Genomic DNA, 24,872 nt, shown 5'->3' with positions numbered 1-24,872 from the left:
CGCGGCTACCTGAGCGTGAACGAACTGGATCTCGCACCGTTCGCACAGGTCACGTAGTAGGTGCCCGCCGTGTACGTGCCGGGGACAGCCTTCGAGTAGTTGCCCAGCGTGAACGGTGCCGACTGGCTGCTGCCGGCCAGGTGGCACGAAGACGGCGAGGCAAAGCTGTGCCCCGTCGCCGTGAGGTTCCAGCATCCGTTGATGCTCGGGCAGCGCGGATTGCAGCCCGCGATGTCGCACCCGTTCGGCACGCTCGACACGGTCACCGATCCACCCGATCCTCCGCCGCCACCCGGCGGGGGCGGAGGCGGCGGGGGCGGCGGCGCAGAGCCGGTGCGGGCGCCGTTCGAGTCGTTCTTGCCGGTGCGGCCGTGGCCGCTCGCATCGGTGACGGTCAGGGTGTAGGTGACGTTGGTGGAGTAGCCGAGGGTCTCGCCGCCGGACTTGTTGAACGCCCCGTTCTGAGAGTTGCCCTGGGCGATGACGCCGTTGACGGAGCTGCGGACCACCCAGTGCACGGGGGCACCGTTGGGATCGACCGAGATCGACCAGTTGGTCGTCCGGTCACCGACCGCCGGACTGTCCGGGGTCGCATTGATCGACACGCTGCCGATCGGACCGTAGGCGACCACCGAACGCGAGTTGGAGCCCGCGCAGAGATTGGCCGAACCACCGTTGCAGGCGTTCAGCGTGATCGTGGTGGCGGACCCGTTCGAGGGCACCGTGATGGTCTTCGGAACGCCGCTCTGGCCGGCGTTCGCGAAGGTCCAGGTGCCGCACGAAGAACCGTTGGCCGAGCAGGTGACGGTGTTGCTCTTGCCGTGCGAGGCGCCGACATCGAAGGTGATCGCCACCGTCCTGTTCGCCCCTGTGGGCGTGGCCGACGTGAGGTTCGGCGCGGCGGGCGGTGCGGATGCCTCGATCGAGCGGGCACCGCTCCAGTCGGAGATGTGGGTGGCCTTGCCGGCGGCCGTCGTCTCGCGCGGGGAGTCAGCCTCGGCGTTCTTGGCCTGGACCCGATAGCTGTAGACGGTGCCGTCGTTGGTCACCTCGTCGTTGCAGGACGTCGCGGTCGTCCAGGCACACACGATCGTCGTGCCGGCGCCGCTGCTGCGCTGGACCTGGTACGACGCCGGGCCCGGGCCGTTGGCGCCGACCGGTGCCCACGACACGTTGATCGCCTTGGACGCGTTGCCGGGCCGGTTGGCCGGTGCGAGCGAAGGCGTGGCCGGCATCGCAGGCCTGCCCGCGCCGGTGCCGGTGACGCTGGTGGACGGCCCGTCGTTGGTCTGGATGCCCTTCTTGTTGAGCGCCTTGATGGTCACGGTGATCGGGTCGCCGTTCGCAGCCGACACCGTGGTCTCGCGGGTGGCAGCCGACAGGTCCCTGACGCCGCCGGGCCAGGTGACCCGGTACTTCTGGACGTCGGAGCAGTCACAGGGGGCCGGGGGCGACCACTTCACGGTCAGTGCGTTGTCCCGCTGCAGAACGACGGTCGGGTCGAGCGGCGGACCGGTCAGCGCGTCCGGGGTCGCCTTCGCGGTGTTGCTCCACTCCGACCAGCCGCCGTTCTGCTGGGTGGCGTTGTGCGCGCGGACCTTGAACGTGTACGGGTCGCCGTTCTTCAGGCCCGTGACCCGGCACGGCGTACCGGAGCAGCGGAAGGTGTTGTGTGTCTTGCCTGAGTACTGCACCTCGTAGCCATCGATGCGCTTGCCGTTGTTGTCCGGCGTACGCCAGGTCAGGGCGACCGTGTTGGCGAGCATCTCCTGCCCCGCGACGAGCCCGGTCGGGGCATCAGGGCGCGCCACGACCGCCAGCGTGACGTCACCCGCTGCCCGCGGGCGAGCGCTCGTGGTGCTGCCGCCGACGTCGCTGACCTCGAGCCGGTAGTGCATCAGGCCGTCGGTGTCGGGCTGGGGCGACAGCGTCAGGTCCGACCCGGAGACGCTGCTGGATGCCGAGGCGCCCGCGAGCGCCGCGACCTTCATGACCTTGACGTCGCGGGACGACGGAGGCAGTGGCGAGGTCAGGTACTGGTCGACGTCGACGGTGACTGGCTTGCCGGCCTCGGTGTCCAGGTGGATCGGCGCGAGCTTCGGAGCGGGCAGCGCGACGACACGGACCAGCAGCGTTCCGCTCGCGGAATACCCCTTGGCCGCGAGCGCCACGACTCCCGTGTCGCCACGGCGCGCTCCCCCACCGGCGACGAGCTGGACGCTCCGGCCCGACCCTTCGAGGTCGACGTCCGTCGGCTGCTTCTTCCACGCGGCCGTGAAGCTCAGGTCGCGGGCCTGGCGGGGGTCGCTGGTCCACACGTGACAGACCGAGGCGATGTCGATCGACTTGCTGACTCCACCCTCCGGCACGTCGATGGGCATCGAGGGGCAGTTGATGACCGGCTTGAGGTCGCCCACCTGCACCGGCACCGAGATGAACGCCGTGTGCGCCTCCGGGTCGGTCAGCTTGGCACGGTCGGACACCTCGAAGACCACCGAACCGGGACCCTCGCTCTTCGTCGCGGTCAGCTCCAGGGTGTCCTTGTCCTTGCCCGTGGCCGTGAGCCGCTCGGCCGGCGAGGCGCCGATCCCGTCGACCGTCGTCAGCACCACCGGGTCGCCCTCGGGGTCCTCGACCAGATCGCTCAGGTCGACATCCTTCGTCGAGCCCGGCTTCATCTCGATCGACGCGCCCGGCTTCAGATACGGCGTGCCCGTCGGCTTGGCCGGCACGTAGATCGCACCCGCCGCCGCAGCACCTTCGTCATCCAGCACCCGATAGGCCAGCACCTGCGCGACGTCCTTGACGGGAATCTCGACGGACCCGCCGTGGATCCGCGGGCCGGCTTCTCCCGTCGCGGACTCGACACCGGTCACGGCATCCAGCTTCATCGCGTCCTCGGGGCCGTCGACGTCGTGCACCGCAGCGAGCACATCGACCGTCACGGTGGCCGCGTGTGCCTTGGGCTTGGCGAAGAGATCGCGCGTCACCGGCGGGTTGTTGTAGCCATCCTGACCGACGACGGTCACGACTCCCCGGGACTCCGCGAGGCCGTTGCTGATCGTGTACGTGACGTTGCGGCTCTGACCATGCGGCGGAGCAGCCACACTGACCGGCCCACCCTCGCTCCCCAGTCGTACGCCGGCGCCCGCATGCTCCAGCGGAAGGATCCGCACCCGGGTCCCCGGCGTACGCAGGTCGTTGGCCAGGGCGTCGACGTCGACCGTGCGCGACGGGTCAGCGATGAAGCTGTCGTTGACGGCCACCGGCGCCTGCGGGGCGCCGGCCTCGACGACGCCGACATGGACCTGGCCGATGGCGGACTCGCCGAACGGGTCGGTCACCTCGTAGGTGAAGTCATCCGTGCCGGTGGCATCCGGGTAGGCCTGATAGGTCAACGAGTTCGCACCGAACGCCAGGATCCGGCCGAACTTCGGAGCCGTGGCCACACCCGTCACCGCCACCGAGTCGCCGTCCGGGTCCGACCCCGTCGGCGGCAGCTTCAACGTCACCAGGTCGCCCTGCACGACACGGCCCTCCAGCGCGCGCGGCGTCGGGGCCAGGTCCGGGTTCTTCGCCGACGGCGCCGGCGTGATGTGCACCTTCAACGTCCCGATCGCCGTCTCCGCCGTCGGATCACCGGTGTTCTCCACGACGTACTGCACATCGACATCCGTCGGCCCGCTCACGTCGGCCGGAGCGACGTACCGCACCTGACGACCCGACACATACGCCGCGCCGACCTTCGGCAGGACACGCAGCTCGCCGATCGGCTCCACCGACGCATCCAGCACCAGACCCACCGGATCACCCGACGGCGTCGCGTCGTTGTCCAGCACCGGGGCAGCCGCCGTGTCGCCCGCACGCACCGTGATCCGGTCCGTCTGAGCAATCGGCGCATTCTCCGCACCCGACAACGCATCGCGCTGCGTCACATTGACCGACCCCTCGGCCGTCGCATCACCATTGCTGATCGTGTACGTCACCGACTGGCTCTTCGGCGACATCGCCCCATCGATCGCGTTGACCCGGAGCCAGCGACCGTCGATGACGGCCACCTCCAGCTGGCTGTCCGGGCTCGACGGCTCCGCGTGCTGGACCACGAGCATCCGCCCCTGGGGATCGACATCGTTGGCGAGGACGTCGACGGTGATCGGCGAGACCCCGTGGACCACCGCCACATCGGGCGATGCGACAGGCGCCCGACCGTCTGCGGTGCGCGGCGAGATGTCGACGCGGATCCTGCTCTGGTCACGCGCAGCGGCACCGAACCCGGCGCGATAGTCGAGGTAGTACGTGCCGGGCCGAGCACCCGTGACGGTCACCCGCCCCGAGTCGAGGTCGGTGTCCACGCCGAGTCCACCCGTCGGCGCAACCCGCCCCGCGAGCGTCAGGCGGGCACCTGCATCGGACCCATCCGCACCCGGGATGTCGTTGTCCAGCGGCTTCACCGTGATCGGACCGCCCACCTCACCCGAGACCACGTCCGGCTGCGCCTGCGGCGCGACGGTGCGCGTCCCGGCCGGCACGGCGTCGACCGTCGCCTTGCCGGCAACGGTCTCCGCTCCCGTGCTGACCAGATAGTTGACGGTGCGCAGGCCTCCCTTGCTGCCGGGCGGGGCCTCGAACCGCACGAGACCGAGCGCGGTCGTGCTGACTTCCACGTCCCCCGCACTGCGAACGGACTGGACGACGACCGGGTCGCCGTACGTGGGATCGCGCCACTCCGGCGTCACCGGGAACTCGACAACGCTGCCGGCTGCCACGCTGTACGTCGGCGACGTCGCGTGCTTGCGGAGGACCGGCTTGCCGCTGCCACCGTCGGTGCGGACGTGCAGGGTGACCTTTCCGTCGGCCTGCGAGGTCTTCTTCCCCGTGCCGTCGTCGATCGTGTAGCGGAAGTTGGCGATCCCGCTCGCACCCGGGTCCACCGTCGCGAGCAGCGACTGCCGATCAGGAGCGATCCGGACGTGGACGTCGTCGCGGGTCACGCCCGTGACATCGACGATCGACAGGATGCCGTCGGAGGCGATCAGGTCGTTGTCGAGGACGTTGAGCACCGTCGTACGGCCATCACGAGCACCCAGGTCATCGGGGTTCGCCTGCGGCGGCTGGGTCGTCTGCGCCTCGGTCTTGTGCGCCTTGGAGTCGTCCTTCTTCGAGGTCTCCTGACGGAACGCCTCCCAGTTCGAGATCAGCTGCGGCGCCGAGTCGGTGACCGTCCAGGTCATGCCGCTCTTCTCGTCGTTGAGGACGATCTGATTGCGGTTGACCCGGAAGACCAGCTCAGCACCGTCCTTGATGTCGAACGTGTTGACCGACGCCTTCGCGCCGCCGCAGGCAGACGCCAGCGTGCCGACCTCGCCCGCCGCCCAGGCACCGAAGGTGCAGCCGTTGGGCATCACGACCGGGGCCGCCGTCGACTGCGCGGCATCTACCTTCGCCAGCGTGCGGCGGGACGCGCCGTCGAGGGCAACGGCCACGAGCGCCTCCGGGGTCGCGACCACCACTTCGTCTGCCGAGCGCCCCTCCCGCTGGAGTCGTGCGCCGTCCCCGACGTTGGTCAGGTCGTGGTCCGGCGTGGCCAGGTTGCCCTGGTCGTCGAGCAGGACCGGCTGCTCACCGACAGCCGACATCTGGTGCAGCGCGGCGGGCAGATCTGCGTCGACGCGCGTGGAGGTCGGCTTCTCGAAGCCCAGGCCGTCCGGCGTACGACGCAGCGTCAGGAGGTTTCCGCTGTCCGCCGATGCCGCGTAGAGCGTGCCGTCCGAGCCAGCCGTGCCGACCGCACCACCGCCCACTCGGCCCACGGGGTCGGCCTCGGCACCCAGCTCAGCGAGCGAGCCGGCTCCGCTGTCGGGGTCGACGGTCGTGGCCCACAGCTTGCCGGTCGACGGGTCGAGGCTGCCGACGCTGCCGCCACCGAACAGCGTTGCCGCGCCTGCTGCGGACACGGTCTCCTCGTCGAGGCCGGCGGCCATCGCGGCATCGATCGGCATCAGGGTCTGGGTCGCGCGGTTGACCGAGATGACGGCCGACCCGTCCTGGAGGACGTCGAGGCTCGGGTTCGAGGTGAACGCAGCTCCGGCGAAGACCCGGCCGTCGATCTGCGCGACCGGCACGTTCTGCCGACCGACCGCACCCATCGACTGGTTCGTCACCCACACCCCGCCGTCGTTGAGCTCGGCCTTGTGCACCGGGTAACCGTCGGACGCGACCGCGTACGCCACCAGTGCGCCAGTGACGACGGTGAGCGCCGTCCACGACGCGACCGTCACCCGATGACGACGCAGAAAACCCCGAGAGTGCATCCAAGTCCCCCTTGTGCGATGCAAGTTCGCGCCAACATATAGTCCAACTGGACTAGACGTCGACGGGGTGATCGCGGAAGCCTGTCTGTCCCGATGCAATGACGGGGATCCGCACCACTGGCGGTGCATCACGGGAGAGCAGGTGGCTGTGCAGCTGGAGATGGGGGCGGCGTCCCACGTCGGTGCGGTCCGTGCGCTCAACGAGGACGCGTGCCTGGCCGCGAAACACCTGGCCGTGGTGGCTGACGGCATGGGCGGCCACGCCCGCGGCGACGTCGCGAGCCGGCTCACGATCGACGCGTTCCGCCCACTCGCCGGACGCCACGACCTCTCCGCCGACGACGTGCGCCGCTCAGTCGTCGCGGCCAACGCCGCCCTGCTCGCCGACGCCCGGGCCAACCCGGAGCACGACGGCATGGGCACGACCCTGACCGGCATCGCGCTGATCGACCACTTCGGGTCGCCGCACTGGCTGGTCTTCAACGTCGGCGACTCGCGGGTCTATCGCCTCAGCGACACCGGCATCCGTCTGCTCACGCACGACCACTCCGAGGTGCAGGAGCTCGTCGACGCCGGCCGCCTGACCGACGAGCAGGCCCGGATCCACCCGCTCCGCAACATCGTGACGCGCTCCCTCGGCTCGGATCCTGCTCCCGAGGTCGATGTCTGGATCTTCCCGCCGGCTGCGGGCGACACCTTCCTGCTCTGCTCCGACGGCCTGACCAACGAGCTCGACGACGCGACGATCCTGCAGATCGGCCGCGACTCGGCCTCTCCCGAGTCAGGCGCCGCCCGGCTGGTGGCCGCTGCCGTCGAGGCCGGCGGACGTGACAACGTCACCGCCGTCCTGGTGCGGCTGCCCGACACCGAGCTGGCAGACGACACCGCGCTGGCCACGACCGGACCGCGTGCCCGTTTCCTGGAGGACGAGCGATGACGACGACGTTCACGCCCGGCGAGGCCGTGGCGATCTGCGGCGAGAACGCCCGGATGCTCGCCGGCATCCGGATCGACGACCCGCGACTCCCCCAGCTCTGGGAGGCCCTTCGCCCGGCCTCCGCGACAGCGATCGACGGCGTGCTCCAGCTGCTGCTGGCCGACGGCTTCGACGCCATGCCAGCCTTCGCGGTGGCCGCGACGGACGGCGCGACGACGCGCCTCGTCGTCCGCCACCCCGCGGTGGTCGAGGCGATCGTCGACGGCGCGCCGGTCACGCTCGGCTCCACCCCGGGAGGCACGTGGTCCGACGTGACGCTCCAGGCAGTGACGTCACTGGTCCTGCGCGCGGACGCCGGCGTCGGTACCGCCGTACAGCTGCCGCTGCACGTGGGGGTCACCGCAGCCGGCGCAGTGACGGTGACGCTCGACGCGACGGCCGATGCGCCAGCCCCGGCGGCCGCGCCCGCCGATACAGCGGCGACGCCCGCGCCGGACGCGGTCACCCAACCTGTCGCGCCGACCTCAGCACCTGCTGAAGCCACGGACAGCGCCGCCCCTCAGCACCCTGACGTCGAGGCAGCGCCCGCCGACGACGTCCCGGCAGCGGAGCCAGTCGAGGAGCCCGTCGAGGAGGCCGATCCGCTCGCCGCTCGCGCGCAGACGTTCCACGCGCTGCTCACGTCGGACACCTCCGATCGCGATGCGCTGCTCGCGCAGATGACCGAGGACGCCGCGTCCAGGGAGCCCGTGATCGCGGAGCCGCCGGTCGAGGAGTCCGCTGCCCCGATGCCCGCGACCTCGATGACGGCCGTCTGGAAGGCCGACGACGCCGCGACCACCGACTCCGATGACGCACCGGCGGCAGAGCCGGACGCGGAGGCGGACCCCGCCGATGCGCCCCCGGCAGCACCCGCCGCACCGGCGGGTGCGGGCAGCGGGCTCATCGACGGCGTTCCGTGGCTCAGCGGCAGCTGGACCCCGGCGCCCGCGGAGGCGCGGCCGGCCCCGGCGTACCAGACACCGGAGCGACCCACGCCGCCCCCAGCACCACGTCCCGCGGCAGCACCCGCCACCACGCCGGCGTCCGAGCCATCCGAGCCGTCGGCACGTGAGCAGCAGACGCTCAGTCGCGCCGACCTGCTCAAGGAGCTCGGTTCTGCCGGCATCGTCGGCCCGAGCGTGCTGGCGATCGACTGCCCCGCGGGCCACCCCACGCCGGCCCATGAGCCGACCTGTCGCCTCTGCGGAAAGCCGGTGTCCGACAACCAGGAGCCGCGCCAGATTCCGCGGCCCGCGCTCGGCGCACTCGTCCTGGCCAACGGCGACCGACTGGTGCTCGACAAGGACGCGGTGCTCGGCCGCGCACCGTTCGAGCCCGAAGGGACGACCGAGCGGCCGCACCTGCTGCGTGTCGGAGACTCCGGCGAGATCAGCCGCCAGCACGCCCGCATCACGCTCGACGGCTGGCACGTCATCGTGCGCGACCTCGGCACTGCCAACGGCACCACGCTCACCCTGCCGGGCGGCTCGCCGCAGCAGCTGCGAGCCAACGAGGACTACCAGCTCGAGAACGGCGCCGAGATCGGCATCGCCGACATCGTGACGCTCCGCTACGAGGTCACGCCGTGAGCGCCGACGAGCAGGGCCCGGAGCTCCCCGGTCTGGACTACCAGCACAAGCTCGGCTCCGGCGGCTTCTCCGACGTCTACCTGTACGAGCGCCAGCGGCCGCGCATGCAGGTCGCCGTCAAGGTGCTCAAGGCCGACATCATGGACGCGGCCCAGCAGGCCCAGTTCGTCGCCGAGGCCGACACGATGGGCGAGCTCGCCGAGCACCCGTACATCGTTCCGGTGCTCGGGGCCGGCACGGCTCCGGACGGCCGCCCGTACCTGGAGATGCGGTACTACCCCGGTCCGGACCTCGCCGAACGCGTCAAGGCGCAGCCGCTGTCCGTGCCCGACGCACTCAAGATGGGCATCCAGCTGGCCAGCGCGATCGAGACCGCCCACCGCGCGGGGATCATCCATCGCGACATCAAGCCGCAGAACGTCCTGATCAGCTCGTACGGCGTCCCCGGTCTCACCGACTTCGGCATCGCCGGCCGTCCCGGCGAGGCCGAGGAGGAGGAGAACGTCGGCGTCTCCATGCCGTGGTCGCCACCCGAGGTCCTGACCGGCGCGTCCAACGGGTCGCAGGCCTCCGACGTCTACTCCCTCGGCGCCACCCTGTGGAATCTCCTGGTCGGGCGCTCGCCGTTCAGCATGCCGGGAGACGACAACTCGCAGCGGGCGCTCTTCACGCGGATCGTCCACTCCAAGCCGCCGATGACCGGCCGGGCCGACGTGCCGAGCAGCCTCGAACGACTGCTCGCGCAGGCAATGGCCAAGAAGCCCGAGCACCGTCCGCGCAGTGCCATGGACCTCGCCCGCCACCTCCAGCGTGTCGAGCAGGAGCTGCGCCTGGCCCGCACCGAGATCGTCGTGCTCGAGCACGGCCATGACCCGGTCCGGACCTCGGGCGCCGAGCCGTTCTCGCAGACGCCGACCCAGACCCTTCCCGAGACGACGCCGGAGGGTGCCGAGCGGACCACGCTGCGGGTCCCCCTCACACCGTCCAGCCCGGTGCAGGCTGCTCCCGCGCAGCCCGCCTCGGGCGCAGCGCCGACCGCACGGCGCCCCACCCGCGCCGACACCGGCTCGGCCCCCACCACTGCCCGGCCGGCCCGGGCAGACACCGGCGCGGCGCCGACTGCGGCACGCCCCGTCCGCGCCACGCCTCCGGCGGGCGCCGCACCCACGACCGCACGGCCGGCCCGCGCGGAGGCGCCCGTCGCCGACGAGCCCGCGACCTCGGGCAACGGCGGTCGCTGGATCGCGATCGGAGGCGCCGTTGCACTCCTGGCGACGGCCGTGGCAATCGGGGCCTTCCTGTCGCGCGGCGGCGACACCGAGGCACCCCAGAGCGTCAACCTGACCGAAGGTCCGGGCGCCACCAGCCCCGCCGACGTCAACGTCGAGCTGAATCCGGCCAACCCGACGGTGCGCGTCGCCGGGGTCAAGGGCGACCGGATCACCTTCACGTGGGACCGGGAGCAGAAGGGCGACTGGTACCAGTACGAGGTCGTCTCGCGCAACGGCGCCGTGGCCCGGCAGTGGAAGCGCACCGACAAGACCAGTGCCACCGTGACCGCCCTTCCCGACGGCGCCACCTGCATCGCCGTCCAGGCGCGCCGCGGCACCGCCGGCTCGACCGATGCCGGACGGGCGTGCACGAGGTGATCCGGTGAAGGCAACGGTCGACTACTGCGGCGAGATCCACGAGGTCACTGCTGACGCCCAGGTCTGCGTCGGACGCGAGGGCGATCTCGTCATCGACGACAACCCCTACCTGCACCGCCGCTTCCTCGAGTTCACCTACGTCGACGGGCTGCTCTGGCTCGCCAACGTCGGCAACGCGCTCACCGCGACGATCGCCGACGCACACGGCCTCGTGCAGACCTGGCTCTCCCCCGGCGCGCGCGTGCCCCTCGTCTTCCCGCACTGCGTCGTCTGGTTCACGGCCGGCCCGACGACGTACGAGCTCGACGTCTCGCAGGACGCTGCGCCGTTCTCCACCGCGGTGGAGGAGCAGGCCGGCGACGGCGCGACCACGATGGGCCGGGTGAGCTTCACCCCCGACCAGCGCCTGCTGATCCTCGCCCTGGCGGAGGACATCCTGCGCCGCGGCAACCGCGGCGCCGGCGCCATCCCGCACTCGCGCACTGCGGCGGAGCGGCTCGGATGGACGACCACGAAGTTCAACCGCAAGCTCGACAACGTCTGCGAGAAGCTGGCGAAGATGGGCGTCCGCGGCCTCGTCGGCAGCACCGACCGCACCGCGAGCAACCGCCGCGTCCGGCTCGTGGAGTACGCGCTCGCGGCCCGCCTGGTCACGATCGAGGACCTGGTCTGGCTCGACTCGCTGGACGACAACCCGGACAACGTCTGATGCGACACGCATGTGCCGCCAAGCACCCGTCATCACAGGGGTGGCGCTACGTGTGACTGCGATACACCTGTGTCGCAGTCACCGTTAGAGGGCCCACCGAGAAAGCGGCCTATGGCAACACAGCCGTGTCGGTGCCGCCGGGCTGCTCGTCTCCACCACAGGTTTGTCAGCGCGCCCTGCGCAGCACCGGTCGCTCGACGAAGCACCAGGTCAGGTGGGCGAGCGCGTAGGTCACTGCGACGACCACGGCGCAGTTGAGCGCAAAGCCGGCACTGGTCTGCGGCGCGGTCCACCCGGCGCGCGCGAGCACGAGGATCACCGGTAGGTGCCAGAGGTAGACGCTGTACGAGACCTCGCCCGCCCAGTGCACCGGACGCCAGGCGAAGAAGCCCGCCACACGCCCCAGCCCCGGCCCCGGCGGCCGGGTGGCGATCAGCAGGATCACCCCGGCCCAGAAGAGACCCCAGCCGGTGTCGTACCAGGTCGGCAGCAGTGCGGCGACGAGCAGGCCACCGAGCACGAGCCCGGCGATCGCGGCGAGCCGGAGCGGCGTACGGGAGGTGCCACGCCAGCGCACCAGGAGCACGGCGCACGCCATCCCGATGCCCAGCAGGTCGGCCTTGACCAGCACCGAGCGCGCGAAGACCGCCTGCCAGGTCGGTCCCCAGTCGGCGAAGAACGCCTCGACGGGCGTCATCCCGGCCAGCACGACGTGCACGTGGATCCACTTGGTCACGAGACCGGTCACCAGGAGCAGCGCGGGTCCGGCCCACGCCGTCACCCCCGCAGGTACGCCGAGGCGCCGCGTGCCCACCGCGAAGGCGAGCCCGGCGAGCACCGGGAGCAGCAGGTAGAAGCAGAGCTCGACGGTCAGCGTCCAGGCCGGCCCGATCCCGGTCATCACCGTGCCGGGCAGCAGCGTCTGCAGCAGCGAACCGTTGACCAGCGTCAGCGCTGGGTGGGTCCAGAGCCAGCCGGTCTCGGGGAGCGTCGGGGGCATGCCGGCGTCGACCCGGAACGGCGCCACGGTCGCCGCACCCACCACGAAGCCCGACACCCCCAGCACCAGCAGGTACGCCGGCACGATCCGCCGCACCCGGTTGGCGGCGTACCGCCTGACCCGTGCGGGTCGCCCCGTGAGTCCGGCAGCCACGAACGGCCGGTACAGCAGGAAGGCCGAGAGGACGAAGAACATCACCAGGAACAGCGGCGCGCGCTGGATCAGTGACGGGAGCCGTCCGAGCGGTGCCGCGCTGCCGAGGTTGAGCCAGACGTGCGCGATGACGATCGCGAAGGCACCGACCCCGCGCAGGCCGTCCATCCCGGCGAGCCGGGAGCGGCCCGAGACGTCAGGCAGAAGCCGACGCCGCGTGGATCGCGACGGTGCCGTCACCGTGGTCGTCGTCGCACTCGCAGCGGCCGTAGTCGTCCTCGAGGCGCAGGATGTCGTCCTCACCGGTGTAGGCACCGCGCTGGACCTCGATGATCACGAGCTCCTCGGCGTGCTGGTTGGTGATCCGGTGCGCAGCACCCTGGGCGACGTCGATCGACTCACCGGGACCGGCGACGACCTCCTTGCCGTCGACCACACAGGTCGCGATGCCGAAGATGACGACCCAGTGCTCGGAACGGTGCTTGTGCGTCTGGTAGCTCAGGCGCTGACCGGGCTTCACGTGGATGCGCTTGACCTTGTAGCCCGCAGACTCGTCGATCGTGTGCCACGAACCCCACGGGCGCTCGGCGTAGTCGGTCACCATCGAAGCCTGTTCCTTCACTGTCTTCCCCGTCACATGTGCTGGACCCAGCCTACGGCCCACTTGGGCGGGTTGGCCGGGTAGTGGCACAACGTTCAGGAGGCTGTCACGTTAGGCCGTCAGCGCAGATTGGGTCGGACGTGGAGCCCGATCTCCGGGTCCACGACGACTTCCTGGGCCGCCGGCATGCCGTCGACGCTCAGCGCGGCGTCGACCGGCACGTTGCGCTTGACCAGGGCCAGGGCGATCGGGCCGAGCTCGTGGTGACGGGCCGACGTGCCGACCACACCGACCTCCTTGTCGCCGTACAGCAGCGGCGAGCCGGCGGCGGGCAGGCGGTTCTCGGATCCGTCGAGGTGGAGCAGGACCAGCCGACGCGGCGGACGGCCCAGCGTGTGGACGCGCGCGACCGTCTCCTGACCGCGGTAGCAGCCCTTCTCGAGGTGGACGGCCGCCTCTCCCAGCACGCCCGCCACGGACGCGGCCGGCACCCAGCCGACCTCGTTGGGGATCGTGCGGTGATCGGTGTCCAGGCCCAGGCGCGGCTCACCGCGCTCGATCCGGAGGGCCTCGAAGGCCCACATGCCGGCAGCGGGCCCGGCCGCCTCGGCGTACGACGTCAGGCGGTCGCGCGGCACGAACTCGTACTTGCCCTCGCCGGAGCCGGTTGCCCGCCAGGCGACGGCGAGCTCGTCGGTGGCGTCATCGACCTCGACGCGGGTCATGAAGATCATCCGGCCGAGGAACGCTCGGAGCGCCTCACCGGCGCCCGGCTCGGTGTGCGCGACGAAGGCCTCGCCGTCGTCGACGCCGGTGAAGGCGTGCTCGACGTGCCCCTGGGGGCTGAGGATCAGCGCCGTCACCCAGCGACCTGCGGGCAGATCGGTGAACTGCTGCGTCGTCAGGTTGTGCAGCCACGCGAGCCGCTCGGGCCCGGAGATCCGGACCACGTCGCGGTGCGAGAGATCGACGAACCCGTCGCCACCCGCGAGCCGCCGCTGCTCGGCGTTGAAGGAGCCGTAGTGCGCTGCCACGGGCGCATCGATGCCGTCGCCGGCGACCGCGCCGGGCAGGGCGAGAAGCGGGCTCTTCGGGATGTCACTCACCCGACAAGCCTACGGGCGGGGTTCAGGCAGGAACGACGAGGCGCTCGTACGAGCTGACCGGGTCCGCCACCTGCACGTGCTCGGGGGTCCAGTAGAGCGCGAACTCCCCCGGCTCCGCGGTCATCTTCGCGGCGCCACCGAGCGACGTCCAGCGGGACACCATCGGGGCCGAGGCGGCGGTGGCGAGCCAGTGCCGCGCCGTACGGCGAGCGATGTCCTGTGCGAGCTCGTGCACGTCGATGTCGGACTCGAACGTCAGGGTCAGGACGTGGTAGTCGCCGTTGTCCAGCTGGATGACGAGGCGCAGCGCATCGCCGCGCAGGAGCCCGCGGCCCGCGCAGGCTCCGACGGCGACGATCCAGTCGAGGCGCACGTGGCCGGCCAGGATGCTGTCGGCCGTCGGGCGCGCACCCGTGAGGATCACGCGCGCGTCGGTCACGAGGACGTCGACCCCGCCCCGGCGTACGACGATGCCGTCGCGGACGTGGCCCTCACGCTGCGTGCGGATCGCCAGCGAACGCGCCCGCAGGTCCCGCACCGCGCCGTCCTCGTCACGCAGGACGACCGGAAGCTCGGAGCCGGCGGGATTCACGACCGGGTAGAGCTCGTCGGCCACCAGGCGGTGGGAACGAAGGGCGACAGGGAACGGCACGAGGCACTCACTTACGTGGGACGGAAGCATCCCCCGATGGACACCTTGGCTACACCCGCTATCCAACGTTTCTTGACAAGTGGCTTGCAAGGTCCAAGCACGTGAGTCCGCACACATCGGACATGTCGGGCGGCCGCCAGCCCCAGGTCAGCGGCAGGTCAGCGGCAGTCGCGGCAGGTGCCGAAGACCGTCAGGTGCCCGACGTCTGGCACGAAACCGTGGTCGGCGTCGAGCCGCTGGAGCAGCGGAGCGAGCAGGTCAGGCCCCACGGAGATGACCGCGCCGCACGTGCGACAGACCAGGTGGAAGTGCTCGTGCCCACCCACCGAGTGGTACGTCGGAGCCCGGTCGCTCAGGTGGGCATGGCGCACCAGGCCGAGCTCCTCGAGTACCTCGAGGTTGCGATAGACCGTCGACAGGCTCAACGACGGCTGTGCCGCGCGGGCCTGTGCCAACACCTCGTCCGGAGTGGCGTGACCGAGCCGCTCGACGGCCTCGAGCACCAGGCGTCGCTGCGGGGTCAGCCTCTTGCCGGCACCCTTCAGCCGGTCGCCGAGGTCCATCAGCCCTTCGCGCGCTGCAGGCGGGCCCACAGGTGCGGCTGCAGCGGCTGGTCCATCGCGGCCATGTCGTAGGCGTAGAGCAGGTCGCCCTCGACGTTGCCGTAGAGGCGCTTGCCGCCCTGCACCGGCTTCGCGGTCTCGGTGACACCGATCGCGTCCGTGACGATCTCGAGCTTGCCGCCCTCGGCGTTGCCGATCCAGACCTCGACGATGCCGGTGTTGTGCGTCAGGACGAACTCGACCTTGCCGACGCCCATGCCGGTCTGCTTGCAGCGCAGGAAGCCGGTCTCGATAGCGGCCTTGCGGACCTCCTCGCCCGTCTCCGGGTCGATGATCCAGCTGCGCGCCATGTAGTGGAAGAACGGGCGCCCGTCGTGCGTGAAGATCAGCTCCTGGCCGAACTCGAAGGCATCGATCGTCGAGTAGTCACCGTGGCCGTTGCCGCGCCACGTGCCCAGCATCCAGGCCACGGGGCCCATGTCGGGGTGCAGGTCGGAAGGAAGCTCGAACGCCATGACGCGGAGTCTACGGGCGAGCATGCCTAGGCTGGGGCCATGCGAGCCCTGAGGATCAAGGTCACCTGCGGCCCCGAGGACCCCGAGCGTTGCAATCAGGCGTTCACGGTGGCGGCCACGGCCGTCGCCGCCGGTGCCGATGTCGGCCTCTGGCTCACGGGCGAGGCCGCCTGGTTCGGCGTCGCGGGGCGCGCGGAGGCGTTCGAGCTCCCGCTGGCCACGCCGCTCGCGGACCTGCGCGACGCGGTACTCGCCGGCGGTCAGCTGACCGTCTGCACCCAGTGCGCCGACCGGCGTTCGATCACCGCCGACGACCTGCTCCCCGGCGTACGCATCGCTGGCGCGGCCGTGTTCACCGAGGAGATCCTCGGTGACGGCGTCCAGGCGCTCGTCTACTGACGAGCGGCGCCCGTCACGAGTGATAACCCTCGATGTGGGGGCAGGCATCGCGGTAGCGATACCAGCAGCGGAGACGGCGGCGAAGTCGTGTGAGGGCCCGAGACATGCCTCCAGTAAACAGGCCCCACCCCGAAGATCAACCGGCCGCGGGCCCTGCCCCAGCTGCTGCGGTCAGTAGGCGCCGCGGCTCAGCACGACCGCACGAGCGGTCTTGAGCATGATGATCACGTCGCTGACGATCGACCAGTTGTCGACGTAGTAGAGGTCCATGCGGACCGCCTCGTCGAACGGCAGGTCGGAGCGGCCGGAGATCTGCCACAGGCCCGTCAGACCGGGGCGCACCAGCATGCGTCGGTGCATCTCGGGCGGGTAGAGCTCCACCTCGCGCGGCAGCGGCGGGCGAGGGCCGACGAGCGACATGTCACCGCGGAGCACGTCGAAGAGCTGCGGGAGCTCGTCGATGGACCACTTGCGGATCGGGCGGCCGATCCGGGTCACGCGGGGGTCGTTGCGCATCTTGAACAGCACGTCGTCGACGTCGTTGAAGTCGCTGAGCTCGGCGAGCTTCTCGTCGGCGTTGACCACCATCGAGCGGAACTTCGTCATCTTGAACGTCGTGCCGTTACGGCCCGTGCGCTCCTGACGGAAGAAGACCGGCCCGCCGTCACCGAGCTTGACCGCCAGCGCGATCGCGATCATCAGCGGCGAGAGCAGGAGCAGCATGAGCGAGGCGACGACCAGGTCGAACGCACGCTTGGCGAGGCCACCGGCGCGCCGTACGCCCGGCTCCTCGATGTGCACGAGCGGCAGGCCGGCGAGGTGCCGCATGTGGACGCGCGGGCCAGCGACGTCGATGAGCGAGGGAACGACGACCAGGTCGACGTTGCGCCCCTCGAGCTCCCAGCCGATCTGGCGCAGGGCACGCGAGGTGGACGTGCCACCGCCGCCGACGAGCACCGTGTGGGCGTCAGTCAGCTCGCACGCCTCGACGATCGAGTCGACGCCACCGAAGAGCGGGACGGGCAGGCTGACGTCGGCCTCGCGGGACAGGCCGGGCACACACGTGCCGACGACCTGGAAGCCGAGCTGCGGCGTGCGCGCGAGCGTCGTGACCAGCTCGTCGAGCGCACCCGGCTCGCAGACCGCGATGACGCGGGTCAGGAGGGCGCCGCGGCGACGCAGGCCGTGCACCACCTTGCGGAGCCCGTAGCGGCCGACCGGCAGGGCGGCGAGGCCGAAGACGAACATCATGACGACGAACGCGCGCGAGACCTGGATGTCAGCGAGGAAGGCCGTGATCCCGAGCGCGCCCGCAGCGACGCAGGTGCTCGTGACGACCAGCTGGAACTCCTCGTGTCCGGCTCCGAGGATCCGTCGGCGGTAGGCACCACGCAGGAGCAGCGAACCCAGCCAGATCACGCCGATCAGCGGAGCGACGAGCAGCGGGCGGACGCCGCCCGCGACATCCGGCGGCAGCAGGGGACGGACGAAGGCGGAGAACGCCGCAGCGAAGAGCGCAGCGGTCGCCAGCACCGTGACATCGAGCAGGAACGCAGCCACGACGACCCGGCGCAGCTGGCGGGCCAGCGGGATCTCCCCGCCAGTCGGCAGCGTCGCAGGACGTTCCGCGAGATACGTCACCCTTGAGCCCCTTCTGAAGAAACCCCCCGGTCAGCAACGTCAACGAGCGATCCGTCACTCAGTCACGTCTACACTGCCGACTGACCTGACGGTACCTCGGACAAAGGGTATGGCGAGTGGACTTCAAGGAACTCCTGCGGACGCTTCGACGACGCTGGAAGACCATCGTGGCGATCACGCTCATTGCGATGATCGGCAGCCTTTTCCTGTCGCTGCGAAGCGACCCCCTCTACCAGTCCGTCGCGAAGGTCTACGTCAGCGCCGACACCAGCACGCTGCAGGACCAGTACGCCGCGAACGTCTACGTGCAGCAGCGCGTGGCGTCGTACGCGCAGCTGGCCAGCCACCGCGTCCTGCTGGCGCGCGTTGCTGACGAGTCGGGCCTCGACCTGACCGCTGCCGACCTGGCCGGCCGGATCAGCGCCGTCGTCGAGCCGGAGACGGCCATCCTCGACATCACGGTGACCGACACGGCCCCGGATCGCGCGCAGAAGATCGCCGACGTCGAGGCGTCCGAGCTGGTCAAGTTCGTGCAGCAGCTCGAGACCCCGTCGACGTCCGAGCACTCGCCGATCCTCCTCACGGTCACGGACCCGGGCACCTACAACCCGAACGCCGTGTCCCCGGAGACGTTCCTGAACCTGATGATCGCGACGCTGATCGGCCTCACCCTCGGTGTCGGCCTGGCGATCGCCAAGGAGCTCCTCGACCAGACCGTGAAGTCCGCGACGGATGTCGAGAAGGCCGCCAACGTGCCACTGATGGCCGCGATCGGCTATGACCCGTCGGTCGAGAAGAGCCCGCTGGTCCTGGACATCTCGTCGTTCTCGCCGCGTGCCGAGGCGTTCCGCCTGCTCCGGACGAACCTCCAGTTCCTCGACCTGGACCACCCGCCGCGGGCCATCGTGATCACCTCGTCCATCTCGGGCGAGGGCAAGACGACCGCGTCGACGAACCTCGCGCTCGCGCTGGCCCAGGCCGGTCGCCGCGTCCTGCTCGTCGACGGCGACCTCCGTCGTCCGCGCGTGGCACAGCTGATGGGCATGGACGGCTCGATCGGTCTCACCACCGTTCTTGTCGGCCGCACGAAGCTCGAGGAGAGCATCCAGCGCCACAAGGAGTCCGGCGTCCACGTGCTCGCGTCCGGCCCGACCCCGCCGAACCCGTCGGAGATCCTCCAGGCCAACGCGACGCACGACCTGCTCGCCCGCCTGCGCGACGCGTACGACATCGTCATCATCGACGCCCCGCCGCTGCTGCCGGTCGCCGATGCCGCGCTCCTCGCGACCGCCGCCGACGGCGCCATCATCATCACGCGTCACGGCAAGACCACGCGCGACCAGCTCGAGGGCGCTGCGCACCGCCTGGCCGCCGTCGGCGCCCGCACCTTCGGTGTCGTGCTCAACATGGCCCCGAAGCGCTTCGGCGAGATGAATTACTACTACTACTACGCCGAGGAGGCCGAGCCGTCCGGCAAGAGCGGCTCCGGCAAGCGCTCCTCGGGTTCGCGCAAGGCCTGACGTTCGACGAGAAGGGCCCGTCACTCCTGCGGGAGTGGCGGGCCCTTCTGCTTCCCCTTCGCGCCCTGTCGGCGCTGCGGTGCTGCCCCTGTCGGCGTACGACGAAGGCCCGCCACCCCAGCGGGGGTGACGGGCCTTCGTGCGATCAGTCAGGTCAGAGAGCGATCTCGACCTCGGCGATCGAGCCGACAGCCGCGATGACCTTGCGGTCGACCGTGTCCGCACCCGGCGCGAGCGTGCGCAGGGTCCACTCGCCGTCGCCGGCGAAGAAGCGGAAGTGACCGGTCGCGGAGACCGGGACCTCGGCCGTGAACTCGCCCGACTTGTCGAGCAGGCGCACGTAGGCGACGCCGACGGGCGAGCCGTCCTTGGTCACCTGGCCCTGGATGATGGCCTCGATCTTGGTGTTGATGCCGTCGAGCGGCAGGCCACCCTCAGTAGCTCCACACATGTTGCTTGTCTCCTAGAAGTCTCGAGAAGGCGCGAGCGGTGAGGCTCAGGCCTCGCCCGGCTCGTCGCCGAGAGCGATCGGAACGCCGACGAGCGAACCGTACTCGGTCCAGGAGCCGTCGTAGTTCTTCACGTTCGGCTCACCGAGGAGCTCCTGCAGCGCGAACCAGGTGTGCGACGAGCGCTCACCGATGCGGCAGTAGGCGATGGTGTCCTTCGAGAAGTCGAAGCCGGCCTCGGTGTAGATGGCCTTGAGCTCGTCGTTGGAGCGGAAGGTGCCGTCGTCGTTGGCAGCCTTCGACCACGGGACGGAGACGGCGGTCGGGACGTGACCGGCGCGCTGGGCCTGCTCCTGCGGGAGGTGGGCCGGGGCGAGCAGGCGACCGGCGAACTCGTCGGGCGAGCGCACGTCGACGAGGTTCTGCACGCCGATGGCGGCAACGACGTCGTCACGGAAGGCGCGGATCGAGAGGTCCTGCTCGGAGGCGGTGTAGGTGGTCGACTCCAGCTTGACCGGCTCGTCGGTCAGCTCGCGGGCGTCGAGCTCCCACTTCTTGCGGCCGCCGTCGAGGAGCTTGACGTCCTGGTGGCCGTAGAGCTTGAAGTACCAGTACGCGTACGCGGCGAACCAGTTGTTGTTGCCACCGTAGAGAACGACGGTCGAGTCGTTGGCGACGCCCTTGTCGGACAGGAGGGCCTCGAACTGCGCCTTGTTGACGAAGTCGCGACGGACCTGGTCCTGGAGGTCCGTGGTCCAGTCGAGCTTGATCGCGCCACGGATGTGGGAGCGGTCGTACGCCGAGGTGTCCTCGTCGACCTCGATCAGGACGACCTGCGGGTTGTCGAGGTTCTCCTCGACCCACTGCGTGGTGACGAGCACGTCTTCGCGAGCCATTGTTTCTCTCTTTCCTACTACGGGGATTGGGGTGAAGGGTGTCAGGTGGTGGGTGCCGGGCGATACGTCAGCCGCTTGAACAGCAGGTAGACCTCGCAGCCCAGGCAGAAGCCGAACAGCGCGTTGAGCAGCGCCGCGGCGAGGGCGAAGCCGACCGCGATCGCGCCGACCGCATTGAAGCCGAGCGGCCAGAAGACCAGACCGATCAGCGCAAAGGTGAGGCCGACCTGCTGGGCGAAACGCGGCGGCGCGGCGTCCTCGAGATGGGCCGGCGGCGCGAGGCGCGGGCGCACGAAGCGCTTGAAAAGCCACGCGTGCGGCGTACGGGCGACGCCGAGGAAGGCGCCGATGCCGAACAGGACGGCCTGGATGCCGAGCAGGACGAAGCCCGGCAGCGACGGGGAGAACAGCAGCGCGCCGGCAAGGATCACGACCGTGATCGCGGCCGCGAACTGCGGACCGCGCGGGTCGACCTGCGCGCGCTGCGCGGCAGTGGTGGTGCTCATGCTCTTGCTCCTGTGCCTCGATGAGGCGACGGTTCACTCACGGACGAGAACGCGATCCCGGAGGGATCAGGACGTCCTTGTGGCGCATGGGCGCCAGCGCGCTCAGATGCGCGCCGAAGGGGGACGTCCCGTCAGGACATTCGACACAGGGACGAGGCAACGCGCAGGAGATCCACCGCGCGGCGCTCGGTCAACAGGGTCGTGAACATGGATCAGAGACTAGGGGCGCCGGAAAGTCCCCTCCAAACGCCGATCCCACTATCCGAGACGTGCGTCCGGATAGTGGGATCGGGTCGTTTTGTGGGCTCAGTCGGCCTTCTTGAACAGGAAGAACTCGTCGTGCAGGCCGATCATTTCCCGCATGTCGTCGTTCTGGTAGACGGTGCGGTGGTCGGCCAGCTCGTAGCCCGCCGCCAGCACGGAGGGCATGAAGTCCTCGCGCGTGCCGCCGACCTCGGTCGACAGCAGCTCGCCGTACGTGTTGGGGACGATGAGCAGCCAGCCGATGTCGCGCTTGGCGATCTCGCCGAGCCACCACTTGATCGAGGCGTGCGACTGCTCCGAGAAGGAGTGCACGTTGACCGCGACCGTGTAGGAGTCACGGAGCGTGTCGATCTCCGAGAGCGGGACGACGCGGACGCTGTCGGAGACCTTGCGGAAGCCGAGGTGGTACTCGCAGAGGAACGTCGAGACCGGAACGCCGTCGGTGCAGTCGTACGCGCCGAGGTTCGGCAGCGCCTCGTCCATGCGCCAGGCCAGGCGGCCGTAGCCGGCACCGATGTCGAGGACCGTCGGAGCAGCCATGTCGGACAGACCGATCTGGGAGTCCAGGTAGTTGATCTCGTTGATCGAGTCGAGCAGGTCGCGGCTCACGACCCGGTCACCGAAGGTGAAGGTGAACGCGCCGAAGAGGCCGTCCTCCTTCAGCTTCTTGAAGAGGCCGAGCTTGTCGCGCGACTCGATGTCGAGCATCGCCAGGTAGTTGCGGGTCTTGGCGCCACCGGTGAACAGGCGCAGCTGCCACACGTAGGCGTTGTCGCCGCGGAACCAGGCCAGCGACAGGTTCTTCTTGAGGAAGCTGTCGTTCCACTGGGTCGGCACGGCCGACGGGTAGGTGAGCGCGTTGTACTGCTCGACCAGCTCCGCCAGGCGCGGGTTGTCGGCGCGCAGCGCCTCCTCCGCACCCGCGGGCAGCGGGACGTCGCCCTCGTGGGAGACCTCGAAGTACTTGCGGCCCTCGTCGTCGATGCGGGAGACCAGATAGCCACGGCGGGCCAGGCCCGACTGGACGCGACGCTTGACCGCGCCCGCCACCAGGCTGGGGTTGGCGCGCTTCACGCGTGCCACGAACTCGTTGGCCGAAGAACTCATTGCCTGCCTCAGGATCGGTGCTTGGTCGTGATGGATGCGGCGAGGATCGCCTCGAACTGGTCGGCACAGCCCGACAGCTCGAATTCCTGCTCGGCGAGCGCACGGGACGCCTTGCCGATGATCGCGGCACGGTCCGGGTCACCGAGGATCTCGGTCACCCAGGCGGCCGCAGCCGGGATCGCCGCGTCCTCCGGACGGAGGACGCGACCGCCGGTCTGCTCCACGAGCGCAGCGGCGAGGTTCTCCGCCGGCATGAGGCCCAGGATCGGCCGGCCGGCGCAGAGGTAGGAGAGGGTCTTGGAGGGCACGGAGAACGCACCGGCCTCCTTCTCCAGGAGGACGACGAGGACGTCGCCCGAGCCGAGCACCTCGGAGAGGCGCTCGTACGGCTGGAACGGCAACAGCGTCAGCGGTACGCCGAGGCGCGCGGCCTCGTCGCTGACCACGGACGCCGCCGGCCCCTCGTTGACGACCACGAGCCGCACCGCGGTGCCGGCGTCCTGGACTGCCTTCGCGAGCCGCGGAAGGAGCTCCGGGTTGTGCTTGAGCCCGAGGGTGCCGGAGTAGAGCAGCGTGGCGACCTTGTCGACGCCCTGCTCACGGGCCCAGGCGTTGTCGCGGTCGACCGGGCCGATCTCGTCGAGCGGGGCCCAGTTGGGGATGACGGTGACCTTGTCGGCCGTGCCCCACTCCCGGTGCACGTCGACGAAGGCGTCGGTGATGACGACGATCGCCGCAGCGCGGCGCGAGCACCACTTCTCCCCCAGGCCGATCAGGCGACCGGCGACGGCCATCGAGCGGCCAAGCTTCTTGCCGGCGAACGACTGGATGGCGACTGCCTGCACGTCCTGGTGCCAGAGCACCCACGGACGCCGCAGCACCATCAGGGCGAAGGCCAGCACGACGAGCGTCGGGATCGGCACGTTGGAGCACATCACGACGTCGGGCCGCAGCCGGCGTACCTGCCGGACGAGCTCGACGCCAAGTTGGAGCTCCTGCACCAGGCGTCGACCGAAGTCCATCTTCGCGATCGACCGGCCTTCGCCGATCGCCTCGAAGCGGATGGTCTCCCCCGGCTCGGCCTGGAGCTGGCCCTTGCCGGAGGCGTACGCCGCGCAGTAGCTGTGCGTGACCGCATGGCCACGCGCGGCGAGCTCACGACTCAGCTCGACCTGGAAGGGGTGGCCGGCGTAGTCGTGGACGAGGACCTTCATCAGCCCTGGGCGGCCTTCACCTGGTCGTAGACCCAGCGGTAGGTCTTCTCCATGCCCTCAAGGAGGGTGATCGACGGCTCCCAGCCGTAGATCTCCTTGATCAGGGTGTTGTCGGAGTTGCGACCCCGGACGCCCTGCGGGGCGTCGAGCTGGTAGTTGCGCTTGCACTTGATGCCGGCGAAGCCCTCGACCATCGTGTAGAGGTCGTTGATCGAGATCAGCTCGGACGAGCCGAGGTTGACCGGGATGCTCGAGTCGCCCTTCAGGAACATCTGCGAGCCCTTGACGCAGTCGTCGACGTACATGAAGGAGCGGGTCTGCTCGCCGTCGCCCCAGATGTCGATCTCGTGCTTGCCGGAGATGACCGCCTCGGCGATCTTGCGGCAGGTCGCGGCCGGAGCCTTCTCGCGGCCACCGGTCCACGTGCCCTCCGGGCCGTAGACGTTGTGGTAGCGGGCGACGCGGGTCTGCAGGCCGTAGTCCTCGAGGAAGTGGCGGGCCATGCGCTCGGAGAAGAGCTTCTCCCAGCCGTAGCCGTCCTCCGGGTCTGCCGGGTAGGCGTCGGACTCCTTGAGGGCGGTCACGTTCGGGTCGGTCTGCATCGAGCCGTTGTAGACGCACGCAGAGGACGAGTAGAAGTAGCGCTCGACCTCGGCGGCCTTGGCGGCCTCCAGCATGTGCGTCGACGTGTTGACCGTCAGCATGCACAGGGCCTTGTTGTTCTCGATGAAGCCCATGCCGCCCATGTCGGCCGCGAGCATGTAGACCTCGCGCGCGCCGTCGGTCTGGGCGAAGGCATTCTCGCGCAGGGAGAGGTCGGCGACGACGTTCTCGACGCCCTCGTGGACCTGGTACCACTGGTCGATCGGCTTGATGTCGACCGAGCGGACCGTGAGGCCCTGCTTCAGCAGGTCGGCCACGAGGTGGCCACCGATGAAGCCGCCACCACCGGCAACCAGAACGTCAACGTCAGATGCAGTCACAGTGCACAACCCTTGCCCGATAGGTGAAGCGAGTAGATGAATTGCGTCCCCGGTTCCGGTCCTCAG

21 protein-coding genes are annotated in these 24,872 nt (G+C 70.0%); 6 read left to right on the top strand and 15 right to left on the bottom strand.

Annotated features, from left to right (window positions below; all coding sequences use genetic code 11):
• Positions 1-5: 5 nt before the first annotated feature.
• Positions 6-6,311 carry an Ig-like domain-containing protein gene (locus EPD65_RS04700; protein ID WP_165872880.1) on the bottom strand — a complete coding sequence of 2,102 codons (6,306 nt, stop codon included), beginning with the start codon at positions 6,309-6,311 and terminating at the stop codon, positions 6-8.
• Between the two features lie 142 nt (positions 6,312-6,453).
• On the opposite strand from EPD65_RS04700, the gene EPD65_RS04695 reads away from it, so the two are divergent.
• From EPD65_RS04695 to EPD65_RS04680, 4 genes are read left to right on the top strand one after another with little or no spacing between them, the layout of a single operon-like run.
• Entirely contained in the window at positions 6,454-7,248 is a 795-nt protein-coding gene (locus tag EPD65_RS04695; protein WP_207891409.1) for a PP2C family protein-serine/threonine phosphatase, read from the top strand.
• Positions 7,245-8,879, top strand: coding sequence for an FHA domain-containing protein (locus EPD65_RS04690; protein WP_131582009.1), 1,635 nt, complete (start codon positions 7,245-7,247; stop codon positions 8,877-8,879). The genes EPD65_RS04695 and EPD65_RS04690 overlap by 4 nt, the downstream gene beginning before the upstream one ends.
• A complete protein-coding gene (locus EPD65_RS04685; protein ID WP_207891408.1) occupies positions 8,876-10,528 on the top strand; it encodes a serine/threonine-protein kinase in 1,653 nt (550 codons plus the stop codon). The genes EPD65_RS04690 and EPD65_RS04685 overlap by 4 nt, the downstream gene beginning before the upstream one ends.
• A gap of 4 nt (positions 10,529-10,532) precedes the next feature.
• Entirely contained in the window at positions 10,533-11,237 is a 705-nt protein-coding gene (locus tag EPD65_RS04680; RefSeq protein WP_207891407.1) for a hypothetical protein, read from the top strand.
• A gap of 166 nt (positions 11,238-11,403) precedes the next feature.
• On the opposite strand, the gene EPD65_RS04675 is transcribed toward EPD65_RS04680, so the two are convergent.
• The 6 genes from EPD65_RS04675 to EPD65_RS04650 all read right to left on the bottom strand — a co-directional run bounded on the left by EPD65_RS04675 (position 11,404) and on the right by EPD65_RS04650 (position 15,827).
• A complete protein-coding gene (locus tag EPD65_RS04675; RefSeq protein WP_131582007.1) occupies positions 11,404-12,558 on the bottom strand; it encodes an acyltransferase family protein in 1,155 nt (384 codons plus the stop codon).
• Positions 12,559-12,586: 28 nt separating this feature from the next.
• Positions 12,587-13,012 carry a phosphomannose isomerase type II C-terminal cupin domain gene (locus tag EPD65_RS04670; RefSeq protein ID WP_243640447.1) on the bottom strand — a complete coding sequence of 142 codons (426 nt, stop codon included), beginning with the start codon at positions 13,010-13,012 and terminating at the stop codon, positions 12,587-12,589.
• A gap of 98 nt (positions 13,013-13,110) precedes the next feature.
• Entirely contained in the window at positions 13,111-14,097 is a 987-nt protein-coding gene (gene ygfZ / locus EPD65_RS04665) for a CAF17-like 4Fe-4S cluster assembly/insertion protein YgfZ (RefSeq protein WP_131582006.1), read from the bottom strand.
• A 22-nt stretch (positions 14,098-14,119) separates the two neighbouring features.
• Positions 14,120-14,749 (bottom strand): hypothetical protein, encoded by a 630-nt coding sequence (locus EPD65_RS04660; RefSeq protein WP_131582005.1) that lies wholly within the window; start codon positions 14,747-14,749, stop codon positions 14,120-14,122.
• Between the two features lie 158 nt (positions 14,750-14,907).
• Positions 14,908-15,312 carry a Fur family transcriptional regulator gene (locus tag EPD65_RS04655; RefSeq protein ID WP_131582004.1) on the bottom strand — a complete coding sequence of 135 codons (405 nt, stop codon included), beginning with the start codon at positions 15,310-15,312 and terminating at the stop codon, positions 14,908-14,910.
• Positions 15,312-15,827 carry a heme-binding beta-barrel domain-containing protein gene (locus EPD65_RS04650; RefSeq protein WP_131582003.1) on the bottom strand — a complete coding sequence of 172 codons (516 nt, stop codon included), beginning with the start codon at positions 15,825-15,827 and terminating at the stop codon, positions 15,312-15,314. Before EPD65_RS04650 ends, EPD65_RS04655 begins: the two co-directional genes overlap by 1 nt.
• Before the next feature lie 39 nt (positions 15,828-15,866).
• Here EPD65_RS04650 and EPD65_RS04645 point away from each other — a divergent pair, with 39 nt between their 5' ends.
• On the top strand, positions 15,867-16,226 hold the full coding sequence (locus EPD65_RS04645) for a DsrE family protein (protein ID WP_131582002.1): 360 nt from the start codon (positions 15,867-15,869) through the stop codon (positions 16,224-16,226).
• Positions 16,227-16,397: 171 nt separating this feature from the next.
• Here the strand turns inward: EPD65_RS04645 and EPD65_RS04640 are convergent, their stop codons facing one another.
• Positions 16,398-17,867, bottom strand: coding sequence for a sugar transferase (locus EPD65_RS04640; protein ID WP_131582001.1), 1,470 nt, complete (start codon positions 17,865-17,867; stop codon positions 16,398-16,400).
• Between the two features lie 116 nt (positions 17,868-17,983).
• Between EPD65_RS04640 and EPD65_RS04635 the strand changes: the two genes are divergently transcribed.
• A complete protein-coding gene (locus EPD65_RS04635; protein WP_131582000.1) occupies positions 17,984-19,387 on the top strand; it encodes a tyrosine-protein kinase domain-containing protein in 1,404 nt (467 codons plus the stop codon).
• Positions 19,388-19,541: 154 nt separating this feature from the next.
• Here EPD65_RS04635 and EPD65_RS04630 read toward each other — a convergent pair whose 3' ends face one another.
• The 7 genes from EPD65_RS04630 to EPD65_RS04605 all read right to left on the bottom strand — a co-directional run bounded on the left by EPD65_RS04630 (position 19,542) and on the right by EPD65_RS04605 (position 24,806).
• Positions 19,542-19,838 (bottom strand): DUF1416 domain-containing protein, encoded by a 297-nt coding sequence (locus EPD65_RS04630; RefSeq protein WP_131581999.1) that lies wholly within the window; start codon positions 19,836-19,838, stop codon positions 19,542-19,544.
• A 45-nt stretch (positions 19,839-19,883) separates the two neighbouring features.
• Positions 19,884-20,732 carry a sulfurtransferase gene (locus EPD65_RS04625; RefSeq protein WP_131581998.1) on the bottom strand — a complete coding sequence of 283 codons (849 nt, stop codon included), beginning with the start codon at positions 20,730-20,732 and terminating at the stop codon, positions 19,884-19,886.
• Positions 20,733-20,773: 41 nt separating this feature from the next.
• Positions 20,774-21,238 (bottom strand): DUF4395 domain-containing protein, encoded by a 465-nt coding sequence (locus tag EPD65_RS04620; RefSeq protein WP_131581997.1) that lies wholly within the window; start codon positions 21,236-21,238, stop codon positions 20,774-20,776.
• 131 nt (positions 21,239-21,369) lie between these two features.
• Positions 21,370-21,447, bottom strand: a complete 78-nt coding sequence (locus EPD65_RS16715) for a putative leader peptide (RefSeq protein WP_424450325.1) — start codon at positions 21,445-21,447, stop codon at positions 21,370-21,372.
• 97 nt (positions 21,448-21,544) lie between these two features.
• Positions 21,545-22,609 (bottom strand): class I SAM-dependent methyltransferase, encoded by a 1,065-nt coding sequence (locus EPD65_RS04615; RefSeq protein ID WP_131581996.1) that lies wholly within the window; start codon positions 22,607-22,609, stop codon positions 21,545-21,547.
• An 8-nt stretch (positions 22,610-22,617) separates the two neighbouring features.
• Positions 22,618-23,823, bottom strand: coding sequence for a glycosyltransferase family 4 protein (locus EPD65_RS04610; protein WP_131581995.1), 1,206 nt, complete (start codon positions 23,821-23,823; stop codon positions 22,618-22,620).
• On the bottom strand, positions 23,823-24,806 hold the full coding sequence (locus EPD65_RS04605) for an NAD-dependent epimerase/dehydratase family protein (RefSeq protein WP_131581994.1): 984 nt from the start codon (positions 24,804-24,806) through the stop codon (positions 23,823-23,825). Before EPD65_RS04605 ends, EPD65_RS04610 begins: the two co-directional genes overlap by 1 nt.
• Between the last annotated feature and the right edge of the window lie 66 nt (positions 24,807-24,872).

Origin of the sequence: Nocardioides jejuensis (assembly GCF_004337475.1) — a bacterium.
GTDB lineage: Bacteria > Actinomycetota > Actinomycetes > Propionibacteriales > Nocardioidaceae > Nocardioides > Nocardioides jejuensis.
The sequence above is the reverse complement of the archived record's forward strand: the minus strand, read 5'-3'. Positions and strand labels throughout refer to the sequence as shown.

Bases quoted from the DNA above. Each gene is read 5' to 3' on its own strand.
- EPD65_RS04700 (WP_165872880.1), bottom strand. From the start codon at position 6,311: ATGCACTCTCGGGGTTTTCTGCGTCGTCATCGGGTGACGGTCGCGTCG.
- EPD65_RS04690 (WP_131582009.1), top strand. From the start codon at position 7,245: ATGACGACGACGTTCACGCCCGGCGAGGCCGTGGCGATCTGCGGCGAG.
- EPD65_RS04675 (WP_131582007.1), bottom strand. From the start codon at position 12,558: ATGGACGGCCTGCGCGGGGTCGGTGCCTTCGCGATCGTCATCGCGCAC.
- EPD65_RS04655 (WP_131582004.1), bottom strand. From the start codon at position 15,312: ATGGACCTCGGCGACCGGCTGAAGGGTGCCGGCAAGAGGCTGACCCCG.
- EPD65_RS04650 (WP_131582003.1), bottom strand. From the start codon at position 15,827: ATGGCGTTCGAGCTTCCTTCCGACCTGCACCCCGACATGGGCCCCGTG.
- EPD65_RS04645 (WP_131582002.1), top strand. From the start codon at position 15,867: ATGCGAGCCCTGAGGATCAAGGTCACCTGCGGCCCCGAGGACCCCGAG.
- EPD65_RS04630 (WP_131581999.1), bottom strand. From the start codon at position 19,838: ATGTGTGGAGCTACTGAGGGTGGCCTGCCGCTCGACGGCATCAACACC.
- EPD65_RS04625 (WP_131581998.1), bottom strand. From the start codon at position 20,732: ATGGCTCGCGAAGACGTGCTCGTCACCACGCAGTGGGTCGAGGAGAAC.
- EPD65_RS04620 (WP_131581997.1), bottom strand. From the start codon at position 21,238: ATGAGCACCACCACTGCCGCGCAGCGCGCGCAGGTCGACCCGCGCGGT.
- EPD65_RS16715 (WP_424450325.1), bottom strand. From the start codon at position 21,447: ATGTTCACGACCCTGTTGACCGAGCGCCGCGCGGTGGATCTCCTGCGC.
- EPD65_RS04615 (WP_131581996.1), bottom strand. From the start codon at position 22,609: ATGAGTTCTTCGGCCAACGAGTTCGTGGCACGCGTGAAGCGCGCCAAC.
- EPD65_RS04610 (WP_131581995.1), bottom strand. From the start codon at position 23,823: ATGAAGGTCCTCGTCCACGACTACGCCGGCCACCCCTTCCAGGTCGAG.